Source organism: Nocardia amamiensis NBRC 102102 (assembly GCF_001612745.1).
Classification (GTDB): Bacteria; Actinomycetota; Actinomycetes; order Mycobacteriales; family Mycobacteriaceae; genus Nocardia; species Nocardia amamiensis.
Genome location: NZ_BDBA01000101.1, coordinates 1 through 24,764, shown reverse-complemented (window position 1 = coordinate 24,764; position 24,764 = coordinate 1). Strand labels below are relative to the sequence as shown.

General features: G+C 68.3%; 28 protein-coding genes, 1 tRNA gene and 1 pseudogene. 16 read left to right on the top strand and 14 right to left on the bottom strand.

What is annotated here, in order from left to right; all coding sequences use genetic code 11:
* On the top strand, positions 1–412 hold a 412-nt coding region (locus NA4_RS41445; protein ID WP_218022322.1), incomplete at its 5' end, for a hypothetical protein.
* A gap of 162 nt (positions 413–574) precedes the next feature.
* Here NA4_RS41445 and NA4_RS19760 read toward each other — a convergent pair.
* A complete protein-coding gene (locus NA4_RS19760) occupies positions 575–1,099 on the bottom strand; it encodes a hypothetical protein (protein ID WP_067471754.1) in 525 nt (174 codons plus the stop codon).
* 284 nt (positions 1,100–1,383) lie between these two features.
* The gene (locus NA4_RS19755) at positions 1,384–2,025 is read right to left on the bottom strand and encodes a TetR/AcrR family transcriptional regulator (protein ID WP_067471751.1); all 642 of its coding nucleotides are present in this window, start codon (positions 2,023–2,025) and stop codon (positions 1,384–1,386) included.
* On the opposite strand from NA4_RS19755, the gene NA4_RS19750 reads away from it, so the two are divergent.
* Positions 1,943–3,040, top strand: coding sequence for an alpha/beta hydrolase (locus tag NA4_RS19750; protein ID WP_245671494.1), 1,098 nt, complete (start codon positions 1,943–1,945; stop codon positions 3,038–3,040). The two genes, NA4_RS19755 and NA4_RS19750, sit on opposite strands and share 83 nt — an antisense overlap.
* On the top strand, positions 3,027–3,686 hold the full coding sequence (locus NA4_RS19745) for a maleylpyruvate isomerase family mycothiol-dependent enzyme (RefSeq protein WP_067471748.1): 660 nt from the start codon (positions 3,027–3,029) through the stop codon (positions 3,684–3,686). The genes NA4_RS19750 and NA4_RS19745 overlap by 14 nt, the downstream gene beginning before the upstream one ends.
* Here NA4_RS19745 and NA4_RS42675 read toward each other — a convergent pair.
* Positions 3,655–3,735: pseudogene (locus NA4_RS42675) on the bottom strand (VOC family protein); the annotation flags it as partial. The gene NA4_RS19745 and the pseudogene NA4_RS42675 sit on opposite strands and share 32 nt — an antisense overlap.
* 345 nt (positions 3,736–4,080) lie before the next feature.
* On the opposite strand from NA4_RS42675, the gene NA4_RS19740 reads away from it, so the two are divergent.
* From NA4_RS19740 to NA4_RS42155, 4 genes are all read left to right on the top strand, one after another.
* Positions 4,081–4,590 (top strand): DNA-directed RNA polymerase subunit beta, encoded by a 510-nt coding sequence (locus tag NA4_RS19740; protein WP_157129150.1) that lies wholly within the window; start codon positions 4,081–4,083, stop codon positions 4,588–4,590.
* Positions 4,587–4,817, top strand: coding sequence for a hypothetical protein (locus NA4_RS19735; protein ID WP_067471742.1), 231 nt, complete (start codon positions 4,587–4,589; stop codon positions 4,815–4,817). Before NA4_RS19740 ends, NA4_RS19735 begins: the two co-directional genes overlap by 4 nt.
* Positions 4,818–5,011: 194 nt before the next feature.
* Positions 5,012–5,248 carry a hypothetical protein gene (locus tag NA4_RS41440; protein WP_169811071.1) on the top strand — a complete coding sequence of 79 codons (237 nt, stop codon included), beginning with the start codon at positions 5,012–5,014 and terminating at the stop codon, positions 5,246–5,248.
* Between the two features lie 103 nt (positions 5,249–5,351).
* On the top strand, positions 5,352–5,543 hold the full coding sequence (locus NA4_RS42155; RefSeq protein ID WP_067471737.1) for a hypothetical protein: 192 nt from the start codon (positions 5,352–5,354) through the stop codon (positions 5,541–5,543).
* Positions 5,544–6,362: 819 nt separating this feature from the next.
* On the opposite strand, the gene NA4_RS19720 is transcribed toward NA4_RS42155, so the two are convergent.
* A tRNA-Asn gene (locus NA4_RS19720) sits at positions 6,363–6,435 on the bottom strand.
* Positions 6,436–6,638: 203 nt separating this feature from the next.
* On the opposite strand from NA4_RS19720, the gene NA4_RS19715 reads away from it, so the two are divergent.
* Entirely contained in the window at positions 6,639–6,884 is a 246-nt protein-coding gene (locus NA4_RS19715) for a hypothetical protein (RefSeq protein WP_067471734.1), read from the top strand.
* 81 nt (positions 6,885–6,965) lie between these two features.
* On the opposite strand, the gene dnaG is transcribed toward NA4_RS19715, so the two are convergent.
* The 4 genes from dnaG to NA4_RS19695 form a co-directional block, all read right to left on the bottom strand.
* A complete protein-coding gene (gene dnaG, locus NA4_RS19710) occupies positions 6,966–8,885 on the bottom strand; it encodes a DNA primase (RefSeq protein ID WP_067471731.1) in 1,920 nt (639 codons plus the stop codon).
* Positions 8,886–9,370: 485 nt separating this feature from the next.
* A complete protein-coding gene (locus NA4_RS19705) occupies positions 9,371–10,630 on the bottom strand; it encodes a deoxyguanosinetriphosphate triphosphohydrolase (protein ID WP_067471729.1) in 1,260 nt (419 codons plus the stop codon).
* Between the two features lie 6 nt (positions 10,631–10,636).
* A complete protein-coding gene (locus tag NA4_RS19700; protein ID WP_067471726.1) occupies positions 10,637–11,317 on the bottom strand; it encodes a YdcF family protein in 681 nt (226 codons plus the stop codon).
* Positions 11,318–11,727: 410 nt separating this feature from the next.
* Positions 11,728–12,405 (bottom strand): MBL fold metallo-hydrolase, encoded by a 678-nt coding sequence (locus NA4_RS19695; RefSeq protein WP_067471724.1) that lies wholly within the window; start codon positions 12,403–12,405, stop codon positions 11,728–11,730.
* 30 nt (positions 12,406–12,435) lie between these two features.
* Between NA4_RS19695 and NA4_RS19690 the strand changes: the two genes are divergently transcribed.
* Both NA4_RS19690 and NA4_RS19685 read left to right on the top strand, forming a co-directional pair.
* On the top strand, positions 12,436–14,409 hold the full coding sequence (locus NA4_RS19690) for a TPM domain-containing protein (protein ID WP_067471721.1): 1,974 nt from the start codon (positions 12,436–12,438) through the stop codon (positions 14,407–14,409).
* Positions 14,410–14,453: 44 nt separating this feature from the next.
* A complete protein-coding gene (locus NA4_RS19685; RefSeq protein WP_067471718.1) occupies positions 14,454–15,272 on the top strand; it encodes a MerR family transcriptional regulator in 819 nt (272 codons plus the stop codon).
* 119 nt (positions 15,273–15,391) lie between these two features.
* Here NA4_RS19685 and NA4_RS19680 read toward each other — a convergent pair whose 3' ends face one another.
* The gene (locus NA4_RS19680) at positions 15,392–16,651 is read right to left on the bottom strand and encodes a phthiocerol/phthiodiolone dimycocerosyl transferase family protein (RefSeq protein WP_245671493.1); all 1,260 of its coding nucleotides are present in this window, start codon (positions 16,649–16,651) and stop codon (positions 15,392–15,394) included.
* Positions 16,652–16,721: 70 nt separating this feature from the next.
* Here NA4_RS19680 and NA4_RS19675 point away from each other — a divergent pair, with 70 nt between their 5' ends.
* Both NA4_RS19675 and NA4_RS19670 read left to right on the top strand, forming a co-directional pair.
* Positions 16,722–17,330, top strand: coding sequence for a TenA family protein (locus tag NA4_RS19675; RefSeq protein WP_067471715.1), 609 nt, complete (start codon positions 16,722–16,724; stop codon positions 17,328–17,330).
* Positions 17,331–17,374: 44 nt separating this feature from the next.
* Entirely contained in the window at positions 17,375–17,764 is a 390-nt protein-coding gene (locus NA4_RS19670) for a DUF1707 domain-containing protein (RefSeq protein WP_067471712.1), read from the top strand.
* 50 nt (positions 17,765–17,814) lie between these two features.
* Here NA4_RS19670 and NA4_RS19665 read toward each other — a convergent pair whose 3' ends face one another.
* Positions 17,815–19,206, bottom strand: coding sequence for a glycine--tRNA ligase (locus NA4_RS19665; protein WP_067471763.1), 1,392 nt, complete (start codon positions 19,204–19,206; stop codon positions 17,815–17,817).
* 196 nt (positions 19,207–19,402) lie between these two features.
* Between NA4_RS19665 and NA4_RS19660 the strand changes: the two genes are divergently transcribed.
* Both NA4_RS19660 and NA4_RS19655 read left to right on the top strand, forming a co-directional pair.
* Positions 19,403–19,747 carry an ArsR/SmtB family transcription factor gene (locus NA4_RS19660; RefSeq protein ID WP_067471710.1) on the top strand — a complete coding sequence of 115 codons (345 nt, stop codon included), beginning with the start codon at positions 19,403–19,405 and terminating at the stop codon, positions 19,745–19,747.
* A gap of 3 nt (positions 19,748–19,750) precedes the next feature.
* Positions 19,751–20,185, top strand: a complete 435-nt coding sequence (locus tag NA4_RS19655) for a Fur family transcriptional regulator (RefSeq protein WP_067471707.1) — start codon at positions 19,751–19,753, stop codon at positions 20,183–20,185.
* Between the two features lie 55 nt (positions 20,186–20,240).
* Here NA4_RS19655 and NA4_RS19650 read toward each other — a convergent pair whose 3' ends face one another.
* Positions 20,241–21,212, bottom strand: a complete 972-nt coding sequence (locus NA4_RS19650) for an ABC transporter permease (protein WP_067471704.1) — start codon at positions 21,210–21,212, stop codon at positions 20,241–20,243.
* 103 nt (positions 21,213–21,315) lie between these two features.
* On the opposite strand from NA4_RS19650, the gene NA4_RS19645 reads away from it, so the two are divergent.
* Positions 21,316–21,942, top strand: a complete 627-nt coding sequence (locus NA4_RS19645; protein ID WP_067471701.1) for a TetR/AcrR family transcriptional regulator — start codon at positions 21,316–21,318, stop codon at positions 21,940–21,942.
* A gap of 10 nt (positions 21,943–21,952) precedes the next feature.
* Here the strand turns inward: NA4_RS19645 and NA4_RS19640 are convergent, their stop codons facing one another.
* Both NA4_RS19640 and NA4_RS19635 read right to left on the bottom strand, forming a co-directional pair.
* Positions 21,953–22,363, bottom strand: coding sequence for a YbjN domain-containing protein (locus NA4_RS19640; protein WP_157129151.1), 411 nt, complete (start codon positions 22,361–22,363; stop codon positions 21,953–21,955).
* 14 nt (positions 22,364–22,377) lie between these two features.
* Positions 22,378–23,196 carry an isoprenyl transferase gene (locus NA4_RS19635; RefSeq protein ID WP_067471698.1) on the bottom strand — a complete coding sequence of 273 codons (819 nt, stop codon included), beginning with the start codon at positions 23,194–23,196 and terminating at the stop codon, positions 22,378–22,380.
* A 122-nt stretch (positions 23,197–23,318) separates the two neighbouring features.
* Between NA4_RS19635 and NA4_RS19630 the strand changes: the two genes are divergently transcribed.
* Entirely contained in the window at positions 23,319–23,699 is a 381-nt protein-coding gene (locus NA4_RS19630; protein ID WP_169811072.1) for an Aca2/YdiL-like domain-containing protein, read from the top strand.
* Positions 23,700–23,971: 272 nt separating this feature from the next.
* Here NA4_RS19630 and recO read toward each other — a convergent pair whose 3' ends face one another.
* Positions 23,972–24,751 carry a DNA repair protein RecO gene (recO, locus tag NA4_RS19625; protein ID WP_067471695.1) on the bottom strand — a complete coding sequence of 260 codons (780 nt, stop codon included), beginning with the start codon at positions 24,749–24,751 and terminating at the stop codon, positions 23,972–23,974.
* Positions 24,752–24,764: the final 13 nt, after the last annotated feature.

Sequence of the window (24,764 nt, the reverse complement as noted above, 5' to 3'; positions counted from 1 at the left end):
GGTTCCCGGCGCGCGAGCCGATGCCATCGACTTCGACGACCTCGAGCTGCGTGCCGGGTTCACCTTCGCCAGATCCAACGCGCAGCAGCGTCGGGCCAACGAGCTGCTCGGCATCCTCGCCACCAACGAGAACCCGGACCTCGCTTACGTGACCTGGGGCCCGGCTCGGCTCGTCCGTTCCAGCTTCGCCAGCGAGGTGGGAAAAGGTATGAAAGTCGCTGCCGCAGTGCTCGGTACGCTGCTGGGCCAACATCCGGATACCGCGGTACGCCCGATCATCGACATCATCGACGCACCCGCCGCAGGAAGGGCCGCCTACCGCGGCACCAAGAAGCTCGCGTCAACCGTCAGCGACCACGACGAGGAGGACGCCACACGCCTGGCGACAGCGGTCGAGGACGAGCTCCGATGACAAAGCTGGGGACCCGTATGCCTTCGGCAAGCTGATCGCGTCGCCCGTTTATCCGGGGAAAGTACGGGAGCAGCCCAGCGGCCTGGGTGACCCTCCACCCTGTCACGCGGGCACGACTCCTACCCGTTGGGCCAGTCGTCCAAGGTCGCCCGTGATGAGGTCTCAGCACGCGGTCCGCATCATGTGCCCGACCAACTCCCGCACGACGTTCATGGTGCGGATGTGCTGCGGTGCAGTGTGTTCTGCCCGTAGCAGAGCATTCAACGACGAACGGTAGTCGCGGCGCAGAGCGTAGGCGCGGCCGACTTCCACGAAGTACTGCGCTCGCCGCCCGTCCTCGCCGATCGTCATCGGGTCGACGGTGGGCGCTAACGCGATGACGCGGTCAGGATCGCGCAGTTCCATCGCCGCCGCCATCCGCCACAGGGTGACGTTCGCCGGGTGGAAAGACGGATTGCACAGCAGTGACGTACCCGAGGCTGTGGTGTCCAGGCGGTCTATTTGCTCGGCCGCCTCATCCAAGTGTGGGTTGGGGTCGCGTCCGAGGATGGCGGCGACGAGTCCGGCCTGCAGGTGCAGCATCCCGTAGGTCTCGACTTCGCCCCTTGTCCGGACTTGGGATTCGATGCGGTCGGCGACACCTTCCGCGCATTCGAGGGCAACACACAACGACCCCGGCCGCGACATCAACACGCCACTGCGAACGAATGCCGCCTCGGCGAAACCCGCTGCCGAATTGACGTTGTCAGCGTTCCACAGCGGAACGATCTCCGGAGGTCGCGCTGTCGATGTTTGTTCTCAGCCCCGGCGTCGGGTCGAGTTTCGACCTCCCCGGCGCCGGGTGCTACCCAACCACCATATGGCGCCCGGGGGTACGAGATGACGTTTGCGGCAGGCGCGCTACCCAAGCACGTCGGCAAGCTGGCCGACGATTACCGCAACCAGGAAGAAAGGCGCGGTCACACCGTGAGCTAACGACGGCGCCGCCTGACACCGCGCGCGGCGATCCCGTCAAGCAGCATGCGCAGCCCCTGATCGAAATCATCTTCGACGGATGTGCGCATCGCGACGCGTGACAGCGCCTCGATATTCGGGTAGCTCGCGCCGGCAACCGAACCGATGCGCGCCGCGGCGTCGCTCGCGTCGCGGCCCCGCGTCAACGGACCCGCGAGTTCCGCCTGTGCCGCGCCGACCACAAACGCGAGCACCGCATGGAACGCGGCGAGACGGTCCGCATCCTTCAGCCCGCCGCGGCCGAGCGCCTCGATGAGCGCATCGGCCACGGCGAAACCGGTCGCTGACGACGTCCGGCGCGTCAACACCAGCGGGATCGCGGCGGGATGCGCCCGGATACCCCGCCACATCGCGTCGGCCACCGCGTACACGTCGTCAACCCAGTTGGACGTCGGCTCGGGTACCTGCACCTCCGCGACGATCGCGGCGACCACGAGTTCCTCCAGCCCCTCCTTGTCGGGCACGTAGTTGTACATCGTCATCGGGCCCGTGCCCAGTGCCGCGGCGAGTGCCCGCATGCTCAACGCGCTCACGCCGGCCTCGTCGACGATGCCCAGCGCCGCGGCGCCGATCTCGTCGGTGGTGAATCGTGCGCGCAATGCCTTTCTGACCCCCTTGCTCTACGTGCAAGCGGCGTATCACCGCTTGACAAGTACATCGTACGTAAATCAGTATAGCGATACGTACACCGTACCTATATTAGGAGGCTCGATGCCGGCGACGATCCCGACCGAACGCGTCGTTTTCCGTTCCGATGGCACCCGATGCGCGGCGTGGTTGACGCTGCCCACGGGAAACGGCCCGCACCCGGCGGTGGTGTTGGTGCACGGTCTCGGTGCGACGCACGACATGATGCTCGCTCAATACGAGCAGCACTTCGCCACGGCAGGCATCGCTGTCCTGGCCTTCGATTACCGCAACACCGGCGAATCGGGCGGGCAACCGCGGCAACACATCTCGATAACTGAGCAGTGCCATGACGTCGACGCCGCGCTGGCGTTTCTCGCAGGCCGTCAGGACATCGACTCGACGCGGATCGGGTTATGGGGCACCAGCCTCGGCGGCATGAACGTGATCCGGGTGGCGGCGGCCCGCGACGATATAGCGGTCGCCGTCGTGCAGTGCCCGATCGTGCACGGGCCCGCAGCCGCCCGCCGGCTCGGGCTCATGGCATCGCTACGCATGACGCCCGCGATCGTCGAGGACCTATTCCGACGTGCCACAGGGCATGGCCGCCGGTACGTGCCGATCGTCGGGGCGCCGGGACGTTTCGCGATGGTCACCGTCGAGGGCGCGGAAGCCGGATGGAACTCCACGGTCCCGCCGGGCGGCCGGTTCGACAACCGCATCGCCGCCGCCGATGCCATGGGCATGGTGACGACGTCGGCCATCCGGCACGCCCGCAACGTCAAGGCGCCACTGCTGGTGTGCGTGTGCGATCGCGAGAACCTGATGGATCCCGCGTATGCCGCGCTGGTCGCGCGGCGCGCCCCCCGCGGCGTCGCTCGCCACTACGACTCCGACCACTTCGACATCTACCATCCGCCGCTCGTCGGCCGGGTGCTGTCCGATCAAACCGCCTTCCTGCAGGAGAATCTCGGTGTCCGTGCGTGAACGGTTGCGCAGCAACGACGAACGATTCCGAGCGCTCGCGGCGGGCTTCAGCGCCGACGAGTGGGCGCAACCCAGCCTGTGCGACGCGTGGACCAACCACGGCGTGCTGGCGCATCTTGTGATCGGGTACCGCGCGGGCGCCGGCGTCGCCGCGACCGAGCTACTGCGCCACAGAGGCTCATTAGACCGGGCGAACGCAGCGATGGCACGGGCTCTGGCCGCCGACCGGAGCCCCGCCGATCTGCTCGACGACTTCGAACGGCTGTTGTACCGGCCGCGCGGGTTGGGGCGGGTCTTCCCGCCTCGGCTCCTGCTCGGCGATCACATCACCCATGAGCTCGACATCCTCTTCGCGATCGACCGTGAGCCGTCGATTCCAGCAGATGCCCTCGTCGCGGTGCTCAACACTCAAGTGGCCGTGCCGAATCCGTTCGTTCCGGCATTCCGGAACAGCCGCGGATTGCGGCTGCGCGCCACCGATATCGACTGGACGCACGGCGACAAAGGCCCCGTCGTCGAGGGCCGCGCGGCCGAGCTGGTCTCGGTGCTCGGCAACCGGCCGCGAATGTTGCCGGCGCTGCGCGGCGACGGCGTCGAGCTGTTGGCCTCGCGGGTCAGTCCGCGCCCGACCCGTACGGCCGGGTGATGATCTCCAGGTAGTGGCCGGCCGGATCCTGGAAGTACACGCGTGCCCCTACTTTCCAGTGCCTGACCTGGAAAATACCTACGGTACGCCTACGATACCCCACCTCTGTGCGGTTCCTGCCGATGCTGTTGGCGGGCCACGATTTTGAACCAGAACCCGTTTTCGGGGAATCCGTTGCAAAGCCGCCGGATGCCCCTCGTTGTTGGAAGCGTCACCAGGGAGGCCCGCGCATGAGACATTCCGACGAGCTGAACCCGCGACCATCCGCGGCGAGGCGTGACCGGCCATCAGGTGATGGCACAAACCGATCAGCCGCCATACTGACCGATGTCGAGGCCCCCAAACGTTCGACCATGGGGATCATCCGCGAGCACAACACCGCACAGGGGCGGTCATGAACACCCCGCAGCCGACTACGCCGCCCACCGGGCCTTCCGCGCCGGTGATGGCGGATACGCCACGTTCGCGAGTGGACTACTACCGCAGCGTGTGCCATCTGCCCGCCGTACTCCAACCAGACACCGGCCGCATCAGTCTCACCGCTGGCATGGTGTGGGCAGTCGCGATGCCTACGGAGTTGGGGCAGATGGTGAAGGTTCACCTCGAGCGCAACAAACACGGTGGTTGGCCGATCGTGACCCATCCGCGCTCGCACACGTGGACGTTCTTGGTTCGCTCGGATATTCCGGCCACGATGATCGCTGCCGAAGCCGCGTTGTTCCATGCTCGCCGAATCACCGTGTTGGGCAACGGCGATCACGTCGCGCTACCGTCCCCGGCCGATCAGGGCTCGGAGCACCAGGTGTGGATCACCGCCGCGCACTCGGTATTCCGTCCCTCAGGGCGTGCAGTGCTGTATGCGGTGCACACCTGCCTGGCCCCCACCCGCCAGCCCGCGCTATGAGCACCACCGCGCCAACCCCGGACAGGTCGCCATCGCCCACCGAACCCGATGTGCACCTGAGTGTGTTCCTGCACGGGCAGCGCCTGGACTTTGTTGCCTGTCTGACCGCCGCATTGATCTTCGTCCAGGAGCACCAGGCCCGCCGCTACGTCGATGCGGTGACCGTCGACCTGGACAAGCGCGAGTTCCCGCGACTGCCGAACGAACGCCTGTACCTCGAGAGGTAGCACCTGTGACCAGCCCCGCCAGCCAACGAGCCCGCGCCGCATACGAGCGCTAACCGTTTGTGACACAGCGGTTTTGAACACCGCGGGTGTGCCAGTCCTCGGCACGGCCGGGGAGGGATCTGCTCCACAGAGCTGGCGACCGGTCTCCACGCCACCTGGCAACTACGAGACGGCATCCGGCATCGTGGCCGTGATTGCCGTCTACGACCCGCACAGCCCGACCCCGGCTACCGGCTGCCCGACCACCGATTGATGCGTACCGCACCCGGAACTATCCATGGCAACTCGACGCCCGCCCCGATCTCGACACCGCTCACGCCCTGCTGCCCGGCTACCGGGATTTGTGGGACGCCATCGGCGCGGCACTCGAGGGTCACTACCTGGTCTCGTGGGCCAAATCCATCGAACTGCACCGCCTTCATCACCAATGACGAGGCGACCGCGAAGTCCAACGAACTCAACAGTCTGGCAGCCACATTCGGGTGGCGACCCGCGCTGCGCCTGACGACGTGGCGGCCCGAGACCGAAGGTCACATGATCTGCATCGAGCCCAACGGCAACGCTGACGCCTGGCCGGTCTACGACGCGAAAGACCTGTTCGAACCGCTCGGCAACGTCCTGCGCGAACCCCGCAAGTCAGCTCCAGGCTCGACCGCCGCCGCCGAGGTCGTGCGACGGGTCGAGGCGTTACGCGCCGATGCCCGGATTACGTGGCGCATTCTGTGAGCCGCAGGCGCGGCACCTCCGTTACCCCAGAAAGCCCACCATCCACCGCCCGCCGTCACCCGCATCTACCTGCGTAAACTCCAACTCGCTCCCGCCGCCGTCGCGCACCGATTCAAGCGAGCATTCAAGGAGTGCGTAACCGAGATGTCACCCCTTCGAGCTGTGTCTGTTCGCACTACGCCATGTGGCCGTCTCCGACCACGCCCGTCGCCAGACCGACTACCGGCTGGCATGCCTGCACGGGGTTCCGGGGCCAGCACCTGTGGGGATGGGTCGCGCCGTGAAACGAGCAAACCCGGGTCCGGTCGAGGTTGGACCGGACCCGGATCCCCAAGAAGCCGACTACGCGGCGCCATAGCCCGCCGCCGCGCAACCCGTCTCGAGCGGGAGCACCTCATTCTCATTGCTGTGTGTGCCAGCGCAATCTGGCGATGCACTCGCACAAGGCGAGCATGTGCTGGCCCACGCGGCGGTTCACCCGAGCGCATGCCGGTCCGGTCCCCTATCTTGGGGCCGGACCGGGCGGGCCGACTGCAGCCCGGTTCTGGAGATCCGCACACCAAGCTGTTTGGCTCTTGCGCATCTCGTCTCAACCAAGAGCGAAATCCGCTTCAACTACCAGTTGACCAGAGCAGATTCCCAGGTCACCCGCGTTCCCATCTTCGATGTGCCCCGCCGAGGGCACGAACCTGCGACGGACAACCGCCAGGCCGTTCAACTGATTGGAATTCTGGCCCGGAAACTTTGGTGTATTCCTGGTTACATACCGATAAAAGAAGCAGGTCAAGCCGAGCTACCCGGCTTGACCTGCTGATTCTGCTCCCCCATCTGGACTCGAACCAGAAACCTGCCGATTAACAGTCGGCTGCTCTGCCAATTGAGCTATAGGGGATTGATCCTGGCGCGTCCGGTGGCTACCGGGCGGGCCGAGGAGAAACTTTAGCGTATCGCTGGGCGGGAGCCCAAATCGCGTCGCTACCTGCTGACTTGTCCCCGGCCGGCGGCGCGCCGACAGCGGGTATCCGGATCGACACGCGTATGGGGCGTCGGGCAGGATAGGAGCGGCGAACTGGCAACTGGGAGGAGCACATCGAGATGCTGCGGTTGATCATCGGCATTGCGGCCGGGTACGTCCTCGGCAGCAAAGCCGGGCGGGCTCGCTACGAACAGATCAGCGCCGCGACCCGCGCGCTGACCGAGAGCCCGGTGACCCGCAAACTCGTGCTCGTCGGCAGGCAGAAGCTGTCGGACAAGCTCAGCACCCGTCCGCGCCTGGAGCCGATGGAACCGCTCGACGAGCGGACCACCGTCCTGGTGCCGCATGACCAGTTGCGTCGCTGACCTCAGCCACCCGCACTTCGCACAGTAGATTCCCGGCTGGCCGGGGTTGAATGTGCGCGAGATCACGCCCGCGCGGCAGCCCTACGCCCCGGTGGCGAAGTCGCCGTGGTTGCCCATCGCCTGGGTGAGCAGGCTCTTGCGATATTGCTCCAGCGCGACGAGGTCGCCGAAGAGGGCGAAATAGGCGTCCGGCTGTTCGGTCGAGGACACCCGCTGCAGCTTGGACTTGAGTTCGGCGATCTGCCTGCCCACCCAGGCCTCCTGGGTGCGCGCCAGCACACCGGCGATGAAGCGCGGGATGTCCGCCTCCGATTTCACCGGCAGCGGCTCGGTGGCCAGCTCCGACAGCAGCGCGCGCACGGCCAGGTCGTCGGTGCGATCGGCGACGGCATTGACCCACTCGGCGCCGCCGAGCCCGGCCGCCGTGCCGCCCGCCGCGGCGATCAGCGTGCGAATCACCGCGTAGGCGGGATGGGTGAAGGCTTCGGACTCGAGCGCGTCGAAACCCGCGCCGGCCATAGCCGGGTATTGCAGGGCCGCCGCCAGCACCTGTCGTTGCGGCAGGAGCATGGGATCGTTCGGATTGGGCCGTGCCGCAGGATGTTCCGCGACTACTTCGCGCGGCGCTGATGCTCGGCCCGCCGTGGGGCGTCCGCCGCCGTTGCGATGCCGCTTGGCCTCCTCGCCCACGCGGCGCACGACGGTCTGGATGTCGTCCCAGCCGACCCAGCCCGCCAGTTTGGTGGCATAGGCCTTACGCAGCGCGTTGTCCTTGATCTGCGCGACTACCGGCACCGCACGGCGAAGCGCCTCGACCTGCCCCTCGGCGGTATCCAGGTTGTGGTCGGCCAGCAGCCCGCGAATCACGAACTCGTACAGCGGTGTTCGGCGCGCGACCAGGTCGCGCACGGCGGCGTCGCCGGAATGCTGCCGCAATTCACATGGGTCCTGGCCGTCCGGCGCGATGGCGATGTAGGTCTGGCCCGCCAGTTTCTGGTCGCCCGAAAAGGCTTTCAGCGCCGCGGCTTGGCCCGCGGCGTCGCCGTCGAAGGTGTAGATGATCTCGCCGCGCCAGAAATTGTCGTCCATCATCAGGCGGCGCAGCAAAGCCAAATGCTCGTCGCCGAAGGCGGTGCCGCAGGAGGCGACGGCGGTTTTCACACCGGCCAGATGCATCGCCATGACGTCGGTGTAGCCCTCGACCACCACCGCCTGGTGCCCCTTGGCGATTTCGCGCTTGGCGTGGTCGAGACCGAAGAGCACCTGAGACTTCTTGTACAGCACCGTCTCCGGCGTGTTGATGTACTTGCCGGGCATGGTGTCGTCGTCGAAGAGCTTGCGTGCGCCGAACCCGATGACGTCGCCGCCGAGATTGCGGATCGGCCACAGCAGACGCCGGTGGAAGCGGTCGATCGGGCCGCGCTGGCCCTGCCTGGACAGCCCGGCCGCCTCCAGCTCCTTGACGTCGAACCCCTTGCGCAGCAGGTGCTTGGTGAGCGTGTCCCACCCGGCGGGGGCGAAGCCGCAGCCGAACTGCTGGGCGGCGGCCGCGTCGAAGTTGCGTTCGGTGAGGTACCTGTGTGCCGCCTCGGCACCCGGCTCGCGCAACTGGGCCATGTAGAACTCGTGCGCCGCCGCGTTGGCCGCGACCAGCCGGGCGCGGGTGCCGCGATCGCGCTGCACCGAGGTGCCGCCGCCCTCGTAGTTGATCCGGTAGCCGATCCGGTCGGCCAGCTGCTCGACCGCCTCGACGAATCCGACGTGCTCCATCTTCTGCAGGAAGGCGAACACGTCGCCGCCCTCGCCGCAGCCGAAGCAGTGGAACAGGCCGTGGTTGGGCCGCACGTGGAACGACGGCGACTTCTCGTCGTGGAACGGGCACAGGCCCTTCATGGAATCAGCACCCGCGCGTTTCAGCGCGACGTACTCCCCCACCACGTCTTCGATCCGGACGCGTTCGCGTATTGCCGCGATATCGCGATCAGGAAGTCGTCCGGCCACGGCAGTGAGTCTAAGCGAACCGGGCGCCGCCGCGCCCGCGCGGCTCGTCGCACCGGGCGGCTGCTCACTGGCCCGGCGCAGCCTGCCAACGAACGGCGCGCCTGCATGCCGCTGCCGTGCGTGTCCGACCCGGCGCGGGTGCGGACCGGCTTCGTCATGCCTCAACACCCTGCGCGGTGGGGAGCAGCAACGGCGTCCTCGCACTGGCGCTGCGGGCTACGGATCGGCTTCGGGCTGCCTGACACGCTGTAGCAGGACGACCGGCTCTCGCGCCACCAGAGCCGCGCTCGAATCGTCCGGACACCGCTTGTGCACCGAGCACCGCTCCACGGGAACCTCGGCCGAAGAGCCGGTCACCGAGGCGGGGCAACCCGCACTGCACCATCACTACCGCGACGAGCGCAGCTGTTCCTCCGGCGTCGGCCTCGAGCATCAGCTGCCGCGGTTCTGCTCGACCCAGCGCGGCCTGCGTAGGGCTGTGCCCGTCAGGCGCGCAGGTCGACGGCGACTCGCTCGAGGCGGCTTTCGGTGTAGGAGGCGATCTGGTCGACGATGACGCGGACGCGGGCTGTGTCGTCGGCGGCCGCGTCCCAGAACGGCAGCAGCACCGGGTCGAGGCTGTGCGGGGCGGTAGCCAGCAGGCGATCGGCCACCGCGAGGATGCGTTCGCGCTGGGCGGCCTGCCGCAGCCGGTGCGCCGGGTCGGACATCACGTAGCGCAGTGCGACCGTCTTCAGCAACGCGACCTCGGCGGCGGCGATGCGCGGGACCTCCAGGTCGGCGGCGTAGCGGGACAGCGGTTGCGGACCGGCGACCGCCTTGGTCGCCATGATCGCGGCGGTGGCGAAGCGTCCGACCAGCTCGCTGGTGAGGCGTTTCAGCGCGACCGAGGCGGTGAACGTGCCGTCGTATCCGGTCGCCGCCGCGACCACCGGTAGCTCCGACAGCCGTTGCGCCGCGGCGATCAGTTCGTCGGCCGCCAGCGAATGCTGGAACTGGCCGAGCGCGGCCAATGCGTCCTGTTCGGTGGGGTCGGCCAGCGCACGCAGGTCGATGCGACCGGCGAGCACGCCGTCCTCGACGTCGTGCACCGAGTAGGCGACGTCGTCGGACCAGTCCATGATCTGGCATTCCAGGCTGCGCCGCCGGTCCGGCGCATCCTTGCGGATCCACTCCAGCCGCTCGGCGTCGACCTCGTACGCGCCGAATTTCGTGCCGGGACCCGTTCGGCCCCAGGGGTATTTGAGCGCCGCGTCCAATGCCGCGCGGGTGAGGTTGAGACCGGCGCTGGTGCCGTCGGACTCCAGCACTTTGGGTTCCAGACGGGTGAGGATGCGCAGGTTCTGCGCGTTTCCTTCGAACCCGCCGTAGGCGTCGGCGAAGGTGTCCAGCGCCATCTCACCGTTGTGGCCATAGGGCGGGTGGCCGATGTCATGGGCGAGACCGGCCAGGTCGGCCAGGTCCGGATCACAGCCGAGGCCGTCGGCGATGCTGCGGCCGATCTGGGCGACTTCGATCGAATGGGTGAGCCGGGTGCGCGGCGTGTCACCATCGCGCGGGCCCATGACCTGGGTTTTGTCGGCCAGCCTGCGCAGCGCGGCGGAGTGCAGCACCCGGGCGCGGTCGCGCGCGAACTCGGTGCGGTGGCCGGTCTCGAACTCACTGCGCGGCGGTCCGAGGCCCGCGGTCTTGGCTCCCTCGACGACGAGGCGGTCCCGGTCGTGCTCGGTGTATAGGCCACTCATCGAATCTCACTGTCCCGCCGTGTAGCTGAAGTCGGCCGAGAAGTGGGTGAGTTGGTACCACAGCAGTGCGCCGGTCTCCCTGGCGATGCCGTGTGCCTGGGATTCGCGTGTGTAGACCGCCGGACCGGTCCTGGTCGGCGCTGTCCACGCGGCCAAGCCTTCGTCGCGAGCCATCGTGCGGGTGCGCAGCGAATGCCACGGATCGCTGACCAGCACCGCCGAAGACATATCCCGCGCCCGCATCGCCGTCGCGACCGCCTCGACGCTGCGCAGCGTGTCCGAGCCGGTCTCCACCGCCAGTATCTTATCGCTCGGCACGCCGCGCGCCTGCAGATAGTTCTTGCCCGAAGCCGCTTCGGTGAACAGGTCGCCTTCCTGCTTGCCGCCCACGGTGATCACGCGGGGGGCGACACCGGCGCGGAACAGCCGGTAGGCCCGGTCCAGTCGCGCTTCGAACACCGAGGACGGCGTTCCGGAGTACTGCGCTGCGCCGAGCACCACGATCGCGTCGGCTTTCGTGTAGTCATCGATGCGCGCGACCTGCCATACCCGAAACGCGGTTCCGCCCACCAGCACGGCCGCCATCACGACCGACCCGACGACCAGTCGCCGCGACCAGCGCAGCAATCCCGCACCGAAGCCGCGCGGCCGCGCCGGATCGGGGGCCCGAACAGCTCGGGTGCGCATCGTTGGCAAATCCACCCCCCCAAGTCTGCCAGGAACGGCGCCGGCGTCTCGGATGGCCGACACCGTTCGTCCGCCTCACACGCGGAAGGTCGCTGGTTAGATCCCAGCTGGACTCCATTGGCTTGACTGCGCCCCGCAGGCACTCGGCTCCGATGCCGAGCCTCGCACAGCTCGCCGAACTTCTCGCACGGACTCGGACGATGACCACCCACGCGTCGGCCGTCTCGGAGCCGGTCAGCAACATTGCGCGATCCGCGTCAGCCGGCGTTCGAGCGGACGCGGGATACGCACGTCACGTTGAGGCTGCCGCGTCGTCGTGGCCGACGAACCCGCCCGCGCGAACGCGGCTGGTGCCCCGCGACATCCGCGACAGACACTGACGGACTGCTTGCATGCGCGAGACGCTCGAACTACCAGCCTCGGGCTTGCCAGTCGGGCAGGTGCGGACGTTCGGTTCCGAGCGTGGTGTCGTCGCCGTGCCCGGGATAGACCGCCGTGTCGTCGGGGTAGCGGTCGAAGAGCTTGGTCGTGACGTCCGTGAAGAGGGAGGTGAAGTCCGCCGCGGAAGTGGTGCGGCCGACGCCCCCGGGGAACAGGGAGTCGCCGGTGAACAGGTGGGTGCGATCGGCGTCGTCGGTGAGCGCGAGGGTGATCGAGCCGGGTGTGTGGCCGCGCAGGTGGATGATCTCGAAGACCAGGTCGCCGATCCGGATGACGTCGCGGTCGTTGAGCAGCCGGTCCGGGCGGACCGGGAGCGCGTCGGCGTCCAGCGGGTGAGCCGCGGTCGGGGCGACGGTCGCGGCCACGGTCTCCTTCAGCGCCATCCAGTGGTCCCGGTGCCGGTGCGTGGTGACGATCAGCTGGACTCGCCCGGGCGCCTCCTGCTCGACCAGGGCGGCGATGCGCGGCGCCTCGTTGGCGGCATCGATGAGCACAGCGGCGCCGGTGTTCGCGCACTGCACCAGGTAGCAGTTGTTGTCCATGTGACCGACGGACATCTTGACGATGCGGGCACCGGGGACGTCGCGCTGCTGCGGGTTCGACTCCGGCGACACGTGGCCGGTGTAAGGGCGATCGATGGTGATCACGAAACGATGCTAGCGAGCTAGATTCGTGCCATGGCACTGCCGCCGCGGAATCGCCTCGCTCGCCGGCTCGCGATCGGCGTCGTGCTGGCCGCCATCGCCCTGTCCGGCGGCGGGACGGTCGCGGCGGAACCGCCGCTGCGGATGAACACCTACGTCGAAGACCCGGCGGACGCCATCGACGATCTCCAGCGCGACCGGGTGCGCGATTCGATCGACCAGCTCTACGCCGACCAGCAGATCCGGCTGTGGGTGGTGTACGTGCGCGACTTCGACGGCCTCGACACGCAGGACTGGGCCCGGCGCACCGCGTCGATGTCCGGATTCGGCCAACGGGACCTGCTGCTCGCCGTCGCCACCGAGGATCGCGCGTACTGGCTCGAGGGCGAAGTGCCCAGCGAGATAAGCGATTCCGAACTCGATGAGATCCTGACCAGCGAGGTCGAACCCGCGTTGCGCGACGAGCGGTGGGCCGACGCCGGGGTGGCGGCGGCCGACGGTCTGGACGCGGCGATGCGCGGCGGCGGCGTGAGCGTCCGCGCTTTGCTGGTCATCGGGATGCTGGTCGTCCTCACGGCCGGTGTACTACTCTGGTACGCGCGCAAGCGTCGCCGGCAGAGATCCGAGGCCGAACTGGCAGTTGCTCGGCAACTGGACCCCGAGAACACGACGGCGCTGTCGGCGCTGTCGCTGGAGGCATTGCAGGCCCGATCGCAGGAGGCCTTGGTCGAGATCGACAACGCGGTCCGTACCAGCGGTGCGGAACTCGACTTGGCGACCGCGGAGTTCGGCGTCACCGCCACCACGCCCTTCCGCACCGCGCTCGAGCACGCGAGAACCGCCACCGCCAAGGCTTTCGCGATCCGGCAGCGCCTCGACGACGCCATCCCGGAGACGCCGGAGGAACGGCGCGCACTGCTGGTCGAGCTGATCAGTACAGTCGGGCGCGCCGACCGGGAACTGGACGCGCAGGTCACCGAGTTCGACGCGATGCGCGATCTGCTGCTGGGCGCCGCAGCACGGTTGGACGCACTCACCAGGGGCATGGTCGACGTCACCGCACGCTTTCCCGGCTCGGAAGCCGAGTTGCACAGGCTCGCCGCCGCCCATCCGGCAAGCGTCCTCGCGCCGATCCACGACAACGTGCGGATGGCGCGCGAGCGGATCGCCTTCACGGAGCAGAACATCGACGCCGGGCGCGCCGCGCTCAGCCGTCCGGTCGGGGAGCAGGGAGGCGTGGTCGCCGCCATTCGCTCCGCCGAAGCCGCGATCGGTCAGGCCCGCGCCCTGCTCGACGCGGTGGACAACGCGTCGAGCACCATTCAGCAGGCCCGCGACGGACTGCCCGGCGTGCTGGACGAGTTGCGCCGCGATCTCGCCGCCGCCACCGAACTGTCCGCCCACGGCGGGCCTGATCTGGCCCGCACCCGCGCCGCCGCCCAATCCGTCCTGGAGAAGGCGGCCTCCGCGGCGGACACCGACCCGCTGAGCGCCTTCCATGACGCGGTGACCGCCGACGCCGATCTCGACCGCGCCATCGCGTCCGCCACCGATCGCCAACGCGCCGCCGAGGACCTGCGGCGCAGGCTCGACCGGGCACTCACCGACGCCCGCGCCCGGATCGGCGCTGCCGCCGACTACATCACCACCCGGCGCGGCGGGATCGACGCCGAGGCACGCACCCGGCTGTCGGAGGCACAGCGCCATCTCGACGAGGCGCAGCGGTTGACCTCCATCGACCAAGCGGAGGCCCTGCGGCACGCGCAGTCAGCGGCCGATCTGGGCGGACGCGCACTGCAAGCGGCACAGACGAGCGTGCGGGCATGGGAGAGCAGCCGGGCTCCGTCCGGCGGCGCTCAGGCCGGAGCGGTACTCGGCGGCATACTGCTCGAAGCACTGCTGCGCGGGGCGGCCGGCGGAGCGCGACATTCCGGGGGCGGCTGGAGCCCGGGCTCGTACGGCGGCTCGACCGGCTCCCGGCGGATCGGCCGCGGCGGAAGATTCTGAAGCTTGACCCTGACACCGTGTGAGGCCATAGACCAGGACTCGTCATGTTCAGTATCGGAGACTTCGCCAGACACGGACGGGTGTCGGTGCGCATGCTGCGCCACTACGACTCGATCGGGCTGCTGCGCCCGGATCGGGTCGACCCCACCAGCGGCTACCGCTATTACGAGGCCGGGCAGCTCGCCCGGCTCAACCGCATCGTCGCACTGAAGGATCTCGGCTTCACCCTGGAACAGGTGCGCCGGATCCTGGACGAGCGGGTGGGCGGCGCCGAGCTGCGCGGCATGCTCATGCTCCGCCGCGCCGAGCTCGAGCAGCGCATCGCGAGCGACCGCGCCCGGCTTGCCCAAGTCGAGACGAGGCTCCGCGTCATCGAGAAGGAGGGCGTCATGCCTGTCCACGATGTGGTGATCAAATCCGTCCCCGCCGTTCGGGTAGCCGAATTGACCGGAATCGCGGCCGATTTCGAGCCCGAGTCGATCGGTCCGGTGATCGGCCCACTGTTCGACGACCTGTGCGCGCGGCTGGAACGCGCGCAGATCACGCCGGTCGGCGACGGTATCGCCTACTACGAGGAACGCGGCGACGGCACGGTGCTCGTCCACGCCGCGATGCAGGTCGACCTGGCCCCGGACGGCGAGCACGGTCTCACGGTGGTCGACCTGCCCACGATCGACCGGGTCGCGACCGTCGTGCACCACGGCAGCATGGACCTGGTACTGGAACCCTGGCAAACGCTCGCGCGCTGGATCGACGAGAACGGCTATCGCCTCGTCGGTCCGAGCCGCGAAGTGACCCTGGTCTACACCGAGGACCCGGCGGGGTGGGTCACCGAGCTGCAAGAGCCCATCCAGCCGAAATAGGGCCGGTAGCTCTGAGCGGATGGGCGCCCCGGCGTGCTCGCGCTGTCCACCGAGCGGCAAGGCGCGCGTGGCACGGCAGCGCGAACACGCTGTGGGCACCAGTCCGCGCGACCAGTCGCTCAGCGGGCGCAGACGGACGACAGCGCGGTCAGCTCGGTTCGTACCGCGGCGAGCAGACCGTCTGCGTGCGCACCGCCGCCGAGCACGCCAACGGTCAGCTCGTGCGCGAAGGTGTAAACGAGGAAGGTGACCGCAGCCGACGCGCCGGCGGAAGGGCGGGGATGGGCGGAGAGGTAGACGATCTCGTAGTCCGTCAGCTCGATGGTCGGCGGTATTCGGAAAGCGGGAACGACGCCGGTGTTGGTCACGGCGATATGCCCGGCAAGGGAGTTGATCCGCGTGGTGCCGTAGAAATCCGAGAAATGCAGAACGGACTGCTGCACGATGCCTTCGGAAAGATCCTGCGCCAGGCGAGCCGAAATGCGCTGTGCCAGTTCGACCGGACTTGCGGCCGGGTCCACTCGCGCGGCGAACGAAGTCAGCCCGGCCATATTGGTGCCGGCCGCCCCGGGAACCGGCGGCTGGAGCCGCGTCCGGAGATCCACGGGATACAGACAGCCCAGCGGGATCGCGCCGCCCGCAGTCTCGCGCGCGTACGCACGGAGCAATGCGGCGGTGAGCAGTCCATTGACCGTCGCGCCCGACGCGCCGCCGAGCCCAACGATCCGCGCGGTGACGTCCGCATCCAGCCGCACGCGCCGAGGGCGTGCCAGAGCGGCCGGGGCGGGTCGCTCGCTGTCGGCAGGGCGGCTTGCTTCCGGCGGGAGAGGCTTGGTCACATCCTCGAATCCGGACGCGGCGGCCTTGGCGATGCCGCGGGCCGCGACGTACCACTCCAACGATCGGGGAAGGTCCTGTGGCACAACAGTTATCGGCACCTGTTCGACGATGTCGGTGTAGTACGCCCACAGTCGCGTGAGGAGTGCGACGCAATGCCCGGCATCGGCGACGCTGTGGTGCACGAACAACGTGACACGCCAGCGGTCCGCGCCCGAGTAGACGACGTCCAGATACGCCAGCTGGGCCGCGGGGTCCACCAGGGGAAGGCCGACCTCCGCCGCGTCACCCTCGCGCACCGAAGCCTGGACCCACGCCCGCTCGTCCGGATGCAGCAGATATCCCTGTCCCGCGGCGTCTTCCACGATGCGGCAACCCACCACCGGATAGGCGCGCCGCAACGTCGCGAACGCCTCCCGCAGCGCCGCGGGGTCGAGCGCGCCCCGCACCGACACCGACCGGCCCGTGTAGGTGCCGTGCCGCACAAACCGCTGCTCCGAGGGCGCCAGCACCCGAACCAGATCGTCCTCATCCCATGACACCTCGCAAGGGTGCGGCACCATCGGCATGTCCGCAAACCGACCGGACGGCCGGATGAGGAAGACTGCCGGTATGAGTCTCTCGGCACATTTGGAGGACATCGGCCTGCCGTCGGTCGAGGAGCAGCTCGCCCACCCCACCGTCGCGGGTATCGCGGAGGGCACCTTGCCCGAACCGATCTTCCGGTCCTGGTTGGAGCAGGATTATCTGTTCCTGCTCGACTACGTCCGGGTGTTCGCCCGCCTCGCCTGGCAGGCCCCCGCGGACCACCTCGGCGACTTGGTCGACCTCGCCCACGCCACCTACCACGAGGAGCTGTCGCTGCACCGCTCACTGGCCGCGGAGTTCGCCGCCGATCTCGATGGGGCCGTCAAAGGCGCACCGTGCGCGGCCTATACGGCGTTCCTGCTGGATTCCGCCGCGTCCTATGGCGAGGGCCTCGCCGCCCTCTACCCATGCATGTGGGGGTATTCGACCCTCGGAGCGCGGCTGGCCCGGAACCCGCCCACCGAGCCGCGCTATCGCCGCTGGGTCGACACGTACGCCGATCCCGGGTTCGCCGCCCTCACTCGTCGGTGCGCGCAGATGCTCGACGAGTCCGGTGCCGATCCCGCACGCGCGGAAGCACTGTTCCGGGAAGGAATGCGGCACGAGCTCGCGTTCTGGGACGTTCCGCGCTGACCGGTCTCGGCGCGCAACCAACTCCGTAGCCCTAGGCTGGCATTGTGAGCAAGGATCACGTGCGGGCGTCCGACGCCGATCGCGAAAAGATCGTCGACCAACTCCGTTTGGCGATGAACGAGGGCAGACTGTCGCTGAACGAGTTCGACGAACGATTGCAGCAGGTATACGCCGCGAAGACCTATGGCGAACTCACACCGCTGCTGTCCGACCTTCCCGCGCAACGGAATTCGCGACCGGCTCGGGCCAAAGGCATCCCACAGTGGGTCACGATCATGTGGATTCCGTGGGTGTTCGTCAACGCCCTGTGCGTGGCGATCTACCTGGCCACCGGCGCGGGCTACTTCTGGCCGTTCTGGGTGGCGGTGCCATGGGGCGCCGCGCTGCTCATTCCGACAACGATCGGAATCATCATGCGCAAGAACGGTTCCTGAACGACAACGCCCCGTGACCGATGACGGTCACGGGGCGAGGCCAGGCGAAGTCAGGCGCCGATCAGGTGCTGGGCCAGGTAGCCCTCCACCTTGTCCAGGGCGATGCGCTCCTGGGTCATCGAGTCGCGCTCGCGGATGGTCACCGCCTGATCGTCCAGCGTCTCGAAGTCGACCGTGACGCAGAACGGAGTGCCGATCTCGTCCTGGCGACGGTAGCGGCGACCGATGGCGCCCGCGTCGTCGAACTCGACATTCCAGTTCTTGCGCAGTCGCGCCGCGAGGTCCTTCGCCTTCGGCGTCAGATCGGCGTTGCGCGACAGCGGGAGCACCGCCGCCTTCACCGGGGCGAGCCGGCGATCCAGACGCAACACCGTGCGGGTGTCCACCCCGCCCTTGGCGTTCGGCGCTTCGTCCTCGGCGTACGCGTCGACCAGGAACGCCATCAGCGACCGGGTCAGGCCTGCGGCCGGTTCGATGACGTACGGGATGTAGCGCTCGTTGGTGGTCTGGTCGAAGAAGCTCAGCTCGGTGCCGGAGTGCTCGGAGTGCGTCTTCAGGTCGAAGTCGGTGCGGTTGGCGATGCCCTCCAGCTCACCCCACTCGTTGCCCTGGAAGCCGAACCGGTACTCGATGTCGGTGGTGCCCGCCGAGTAGTGCGAGAGCTTGTCCTTCGGGTGCACGAACAGCCGCAGGTTCTCGGGGGTGATGCCGAGGTCGGTGTACCAGGAGAGCCGGGTCTCGATCCAGTACTTGTACCACTCCTCGTCCTCGCCCGGCTTGACGAAGTACTCCATCTCCATCTGCTCGAACTCGCGGGTGCGGAAGATGAAGTTGCCCGGGGTGATCTCGTTGCGGAAGCTCTTGCCGATCTGCGCGATACCGAACGGCGGCTTCTTGCGCGCGGTGGTCATCACATTGGCGAAGTTCACGAAGATGCCCTGGGCGGTCTCCGGGCGCAGGTAGTGCAGGCCCTCGTCGGACTCGATCGGGCCGAGGAAGGTCCTGAGCATCATGTTGAAGTCGCGCGGCTCGGTCCAGCGGCCGACCGTGCCGCAGTTCGGGCAGGCGATGAGTTCCATCGAGACCGCGTCCGGGTCATCGAGTTTGTTCTTCAGCGCGTACGCCTCCTGCAGGTGGTCCTGCCGGAATCGGTGGTGGCAGTTGAGGCATTCCACCAGCGGGTCGTTGAACACGCCGACGTGGCCGGAGGCGACCCACACCTGGCGCGGCAGGATCACCGAGGAGTCGAGGCCGACGACGTCCTCGCGGCTGGTGACCATGGCACGCCACCACTGCTTCTTGATGTTCTCCTTGAGCTCGACACCCAGCGGACCGTAGTCCCATGCCGACTTGGTGCCTCCGTAGATCTCACCGCACGGGTACACCAGACCCCGGCGCTTGGCGAGGTTGGCAACGGTGTCCACCTTCGACTTGGGTGCCACGCGAGAATTCTCCATCCACTGCGAGTCGGATTGTTGTGTGCATCGAACAAGATAGTTCCCATTGCACACTGCGATTGTGCCCAGCCTATCGGCATTGCAGTGGCCGGTTTCAACCGCACGGTACCCGCGCGTCCGTTTGACATGCGCACCCGTGCATATGCAAACTGGTAATGCTTTCCATTAAGGAGTTGGTGACATGACTGCCGAGACCGCCGCGCCACACAACCCGTATCGGTCGCCCGGCCCGGCGCCGGTTCCCGCGCGAACCGTACTGGAGGACGCGGGCGAGTTGTTGCGGGCGCTGGCAGCGCCGGTGCGTATTGCTATCGTGCTGCAGTTGCGCGAGTCGCCGCGCTGTGTGCACGAATTGGTCGACGCCCTCGGTGTCACCCAACCACTGGTCAGTCAGCATCTGCGTATCCTCAAGTCCGCTGGCGTCGTGCACGGGGAGCGGTCGGGTCGCGAAGTGCTCTACGAACTCGTCGACGACCATCTGGCGCACATCGTCGTCGACGCCGTCGCACACGCCGAGGAAGGGTGATTCGTGCCAGACAACACGGCCGCTCCGCAGAAACCGGTCGGCATCCGCAGCACCAGGCAGCGCAGCGCCATCGCCGCGCTGCTCGGGGACATCGACGAGTTCCGCTCCGCCCAGGAGCTACACGACGAGCTGCGTAAACGTGGCGAGGGCATCGGCCTGACCACGGTCTACCGGACGCTGCAGTCGCTGGCCGACGCGGGCATGGTGGACGTGCTGCGCACCGACTCCGGTGAATCGGTCTACCGCCAGTGCTCCACCGGCCACCATCACCACCTGGTCTGCCGCAACTGCGGCCGCACCGTCGAGGTGGAAGGCCCGACCGTCGAAGCGTGGGCCGAGGCGATCGCGTGCGAGCACGGGTTCACCGAGATCAGCCACACCCTGGAGGTGTTCGGCACCTGCACGTCCTGCGTCGAGGCGCGGCAACGGAACAAGTGACGACAGGAGGGCCGCCTCGGACGAGGACGGCCCTCCCTTGTCTCGGTTCTCGGGTTCAACCCACCGGGATCGGATTCAGCGCCGACTCCCGCGTCTCGCCGGAACGTGCCCGCAGCGCGCCGACGCCGAGCAGCGCGAGGGCGACCGCGCCCCAGACCAGCAGGACCATGAGCGGGCCGGCGGCGGCGGTTCCGTCGAAGAACGCAACCGAACGCAGCAGCGAAGCGGCCGCGCCCGGCGGCAGCAGCTGGCCGATCGCACCCCACGGCTGTGGCAGCAACTCCGGCGCCGAGGTGGCCGCGGAGAACGGGTTGCCGACCAGCAGCATGGTGATCGCCGCGATCCCGATGCCCGCGCGGCCGAGCACGGCGGCCGTCCCGACCACCGAACCGGCGACCACGATCGAGACCAGCCCGACGACCGAGGCGAGCACCAGGTAGGACCCCGGCACCAGCGACAGCCAACCCTGGACGACGGCCATGCTCAGCAGCCCGCCCGCGACACCGAAGGTCACCAGCCCGATCACCTTGCCGCCGACTGCGGGGACCAGCAGCGCGAGCAGCACACCCGCCGCGACGCCGGACATCACCAGTGGCAGCACCATTGCGCCGAACGCCGCGCCGCGCGGATCGTCCGGATCAGCGGGCACCACGTCCTCCACGCGCGTCGCGGGTGCGCCGGAAAACTGCTGCCCGATCTGGGTGAGCTGCTGCGCGACAGCGGGACTCGCACCGGTGGCGATCAGCAGACGCGGCCGACCGTCTCCGGTGACGATTGCCCCGTAGACCTCCCGGTCCGCGATCGCGACTCGGGCGGCGGCTTCGTCCGCGGGCGTGCTGACCTCGAAGGCACCCGGCCTGAGTTCCGCGAGCCTGTCGCGAACCATCCCGGCTTGCGGGCCGGTGACGGCCAGCGGCAGGTCGCGGGGCGCGATATTCGTGGCGGGCCAGGCGAACGCGATCAGAAGCAACGCCTGGAGCAGGGCGGCGCCGAGACCGAGAGCGAGCGCCCGCTGCACGGTGTTCATAACCATCTCCCATAAATCGAATGATCGTTCTTTTTAGGTCCTCCGACCGTCGCACGTCCGCACCAAGTTGTCAAGAACGGATATTCGTTTTAATTTGGAGGACATGCCCCGAGTTACCGAAGAGCATCTGGAACGCCGCAGGCGGCAGATCCTGGACGCCGCGCGGAAATGCTTCGCCCGCAGGGGGTTCCACGAGACCTCGATGCAAGACGTGTTCGCGGAGTCGGGCCTGTCGGCCGGCGCGGTATACCGCTACTTCAAGAGCAAAGACGAGCTGATCACGGCACTGGCCAACGAGACGACGGTGCGGCTGCGCGTGGCGATGGAGCAGGCGATCGGACGCGACCCGCTCCCGACGCCCGCAGAAGTGATCGCCGTGGTCGCCGAGGAGGTCGTGCGCTGCAGCGGACCCGACGGGCCGGTGCGGCTGGCGCCGCAGGCTTGGGCGCTGGCACTGGTCCATCCCAAGGCGGCCGTGATGGTACGCGAGGCGATCGTCGCGATGCGAGCGCTGTGGGTCACCTACGCGCAGCGCATGTGCGAAAAGGGCTGGCTACCGCACGACGCCGACGTCGATGCCGTCGCCAAGGCGATCATCGGGCTGCTGCCCGGGTTCATCCTCCAGCACCTCATCCTCGAGGACCTGGACCCGGAAACGCTGGCGCGCGGCGTGCGGACGCTGCTGCCCTACGGGGAAACCGCCGCCCGAACAGCAGGCGAAAGCAGGTGAGTGGCGGGACTCAAGGCAGCAGTCCCTGCCTGGCGCGGCTCGCGTTGGACAGCACGAGCAGCAGCATCGTGGTCAGCGCCTGGTCGTCCAGGCCCGCAGCCGGGAAGGTGTAGCGCAGGATCACGTCGGCGAGCTTGCCGCGGCTGATCACGGTGAGCGAGCCGAACTGCAGCGCGTTGTTGCGCTCGGCGACGCGCTTGTGCAGCTGCGGCTTCAGTGGGCGATCCCAGGCCAGCACGCAGGTCAGGGTCAGCACGTCCAGGCCGGGCGCGAGATTCACCGCACGCAGCGAGCACAGCGCGCCCTGGTACTCGAATCCGAGCGACCCTTCGGGGTCGACGCGCACATCGATGTCATACCGCGACAGGCACGCTCCGGCGCGTGCCTGCAGCTCCTGGTCGGGAGTCACCGCCGCGTCCATCTCCGCGTCCCCGTTCACTTGGCGCCGCCGAAACGGCGGTCCCGCTTCGCGTACTCGACGCAGGCCTCCCACAGATTGCGCCGGTCGAAATCCGGAAACAGCGTGTGCTGGTAGACGAATTCGGCGTACGCCGACTGCCAGATGAGGAAATTCGAGCTGCGGAACTCGCCCGACGGGCGCAGGAACAGGTCAACGTCCGGCATGTCGGGCTCGTCGAGGTATTTCGCCAGCGTGGCCTCGGTGACCTTCTCCGGATCGATCTCCCCCGCCGCCACGCGGCGCGCGATCTCCCTTGCGGCGTCGGCGATTTCGGCGCGTCCACCGTAATTGACGCACATGGTGAGGGTCATCACCGTGTTGTTCTTGGTGAGTTCCTCGGCGATCTCCAATTCCTTGATCACGCTGCGCCACAGGCGCGGCCTGCGACCGGCCCAGCGCACACGCACGCCCATCTCGTTCATCTCGTCGCGGCGGCGACGGATCACGTCGCGGTTGAAGCCCATGAGGAAGCGGACTTCCTCGGGGCTGCGCCGCCAGTTCTCGGTGGAGAAGGCGTAGGCCGACAGCCACTTCACACCGATCTCGATGCAGCCCTCGACGGTGTCCATCAGCACCGCTTCGCCGCGCTCATGGCCCGCGGTGCGCGGCAGCCCGCGCTCTTGGGCCCAGCGGCCGTTGCCGTCCATTACCAGCGCGACGTGGTTGGGCACCAGTTCGGGCGGCAGCTGCGGCGGCCGAGCTCCGGACGGATGCGGCGCGGGCGGGCGGACGACGCCCGCGGTTTTCGGCGCGGTCGCGGTGGCGGAATCTCGGCGGAGGATCACGGCCTCCATCCTGCCTGATCGCCGCCGCCGACCCTACTGCCGCGTTGCTTCCTGATGAAATCCACGGTTTGCACCGGCGGCGGTGATCTATTCTTGTCCTGATCGTGATACTGGGGAGGGGTTTCTCGAACGTGACCGATTTACCAGGCACCGGGACCGCGGCCGGTTTCCGGGCAACTCGCGAATTACTCGGCCTTCCGGTCCCCTGGTGCGCGCGGTTCTTCGCGGTCGCCGAGCGCACCGTCGAGCGGTGGGAGAAGGGGGCTTTCCAGATCCCGGACGTCGTCGCCCGCGAACTCGCCGCCGTCGCGGAGGAGACCGAGCAGGTGATCGAGGCCATGGTCGAAGCCATCGACACCGGGGAGATCTCGCCCCGGCTACACACCTACCGGACCAACGACGACTACCGCAAGCACGAGCCCGGCACCCGCTTCCCGGCCACCTGGCACCGCGCGGTGTGCGCCCGGGTCATGATCGAGCTACCCCAGGTAGAGCTGCAGTTCGTGGATTAGGCGGCTGCCTCGCCTCCGCTCGGCCCGGCGCGGGCTGACGACGGACTCCGTCCGACTGCGCCTTCTCTGCGGCTGCCTCGCCTCCGCTCGGCCCGGCGCGGGCTGACGACGGACTTCGCCCGACTGCGCCTTCTCTGCGGCTGCCCACCCTCCACACGGCCCGGCGAGGGCCGATGACGCACGCCGCCCGACCCCGTTCCAACTGCGGCTGCCTCGCCTCGCCGAGCCCGGCGCGGGGTGAAGACGGACGTCCGACCTCCCCTACGGCTGCCTCAGCCGCGGCCGAGCGCGGCTACGGACGGGCTCCGTCCGGCTGTGTCTTTCGACCGCTCGACCAGCGGCAGGGTGCGCAGCTGACGCTCCAGATGCCACTGCAGATGCGCCGCGACCAGCCCGCTGGCCTGTTTGCGCACCGATTCGGGCACCGTTTCGACGTACTCCCACTCCCCCCGACGCAGCGCGACCAGGAAGTCGAGCACACCGGGAGCGGGTGTCACCGCGCCCGGTGGACGGCAGTGCACGCATACCGCGCCACCGGCCGCGACGTGGAACGCCCGATGCGGGCCAGGCGTCGCGCACTTGGCGCACTCGTCCAACGCGGGGGCCCAGCCCGCGAAACCCATGGCGCGCAATAGGAATGCGTCCAGGATCAGTTCGTGCGGCCGCTGTTTGGCCGCGATCGCGCGCAGGGCGCTCGCGGTGAGCGCGTGCAGCCGGGGCGCGGGCGCGCGCTCCTCGCCCGCCAGGCGTTCGGCGGTTTCCAGCACGGCGCACGCGGTGGTGTAACGCCCGTAGTCGTCGATGATGTCGGCGGCGAACGACTCCATCGTCTGCACCTGGGTGATGATGTCGAGCGTGCGCCCTGGATGCAGTTGCACGTCGATATAGGAGAACGGCTCCAACCGGGCCCCGAACCGCGACTTGGTGCGCCGCACCCCCTTGGCGACCGCGCGTACCAGGCCGTGCTGACGGGTGAGCAGCGTGACGATGCGATCCGCCTCGCCCAGCTTGTGCTGGCGCACCACTACCGCCTCGTCCCGATACAAACGCACAGGCTGAGTCTAA

What these genes read in the sequence shown, in the direction of transcription:
- NA4_RS19735 (WP_067471742.1), top strand. Translation starts at nt 4,587, where the DNA reads ATGAGCACCACCGCGCCAACCCCGGACAGGTCGCCATCGCCCACCGAA.
- NA4_RS19760 (WP_067471754.1), bottom strand. Translation starts at nt 1,099, where the DNA reads ATGTCGCGGCCGGGGTCGTTGTGTGTTGCCCTCGAATGCGCGGAAGGT.
- NA4_RS19705 (WP_067471729.1), bottom strand. Translation starts at nt 10,630, where the DNA reads ATGAGTGGCCTATACACCGAGCACGACCGGGACCGCCTCGTCGTCGAG.
- NA4_RS42155 (WP_067471737.1), top strand. Translation starts at nt 5,352, where the DNA reads ATGATCTGCATCGAGCCCAACGGCAACGCTGACGCCTGGCCGGTCTAC.
- NA4_RS19715 (WP_067471734.1), top strand. Translation starts at nt 6,639, where the DNA reads ATGCTGCGGTTGATCATCGGCATTGCGGCCGGGTACGTCCTCGGCAGC.
- NA4_RS19675 (WP_067471715.1), top strand. Translation starts at nt 16,722, where the DNA reads ATGAGTCTCTCGGCACATTTGGAGGACATCGGCCTGCCGTCGGTCGAG.
- NA4_RS19660 (WP_067471710.1), top strand. Translation starts at nt 19,403, where the DNA reads ATGACTGCCGAGACCGCCGCGCCACACAACCCGTATCGGTCGCCCGGC.
- NA4_RS19740 (WP_157129150.1), top strand. Translation starts at nt 4,081, where the DNA reads ATGAACACCCCGCAGCCGACTACGCCGCCCACCGGGCCTTCCGCGCCG.
- NA4_RS19640 (WP_157129151.1), bottom strand. Translation starts at nt 22,363, where the DNA reads ATGGACGCGGCGGTGACTCCCGACCAGGAGCTGCAGGCACGCGCCGGA.
- NA4_RS19750 (WP_245671494.1), top strand. Translation starts at nt 1,943, where the DNA reads ATGCTCAACGCGCTCACGCCGGCCTCGTCGACGATGCCCAGCGCCGCG.
- NA4_RS19650 (WP_067471704.1), bottom strand. Translation starts at nt 21,212, where the DNA reads ATGAACACCGTGCAGCGGGCGCTCGCTCTCGGTCTCGGCGCCGCCCTG.
- NA4_RS19635 (WP_067471698.1), bottom strand. Translation starts at nt 23,196, where the DNA reads ATGGAGGCCGTGATCCTCCGCCGAGATTCCGCCACCGCGACCGCGCCG.
- NA4_RS19645 (WP_067471701.1), top strand. Translation starts at nt 21,316, where the DNA reads ATGCCCCGAGTTACCGAAGAGCATCTGGAACGCCGCAGGCGGCAGATC.
- NA4_RS19685 (WP_067471718.1), top strand. Translation starts at nt 14,454, where the DNA reads ATGTTCAGTATCGGAGACTTCGCCAGACACGGACGGGTGTCGGTGCGC.
- NA4_RS19700 (WP_067471726.1), bottom strand. Translation starts at nt 11,317, where the DNA reads ATGCGCACCCGAGCTGTTCGGGCCCCCGATCCGGCGCGGCCGCGCGGC.
- NA4_RS19690 (WP_067471721.1), top strand. Translation starts at nt 12,436, where the DNA reads ATGGCACTGCCGCCGCGGAATCGCCTCGCTCGCCGGCTCGCGATCGGC.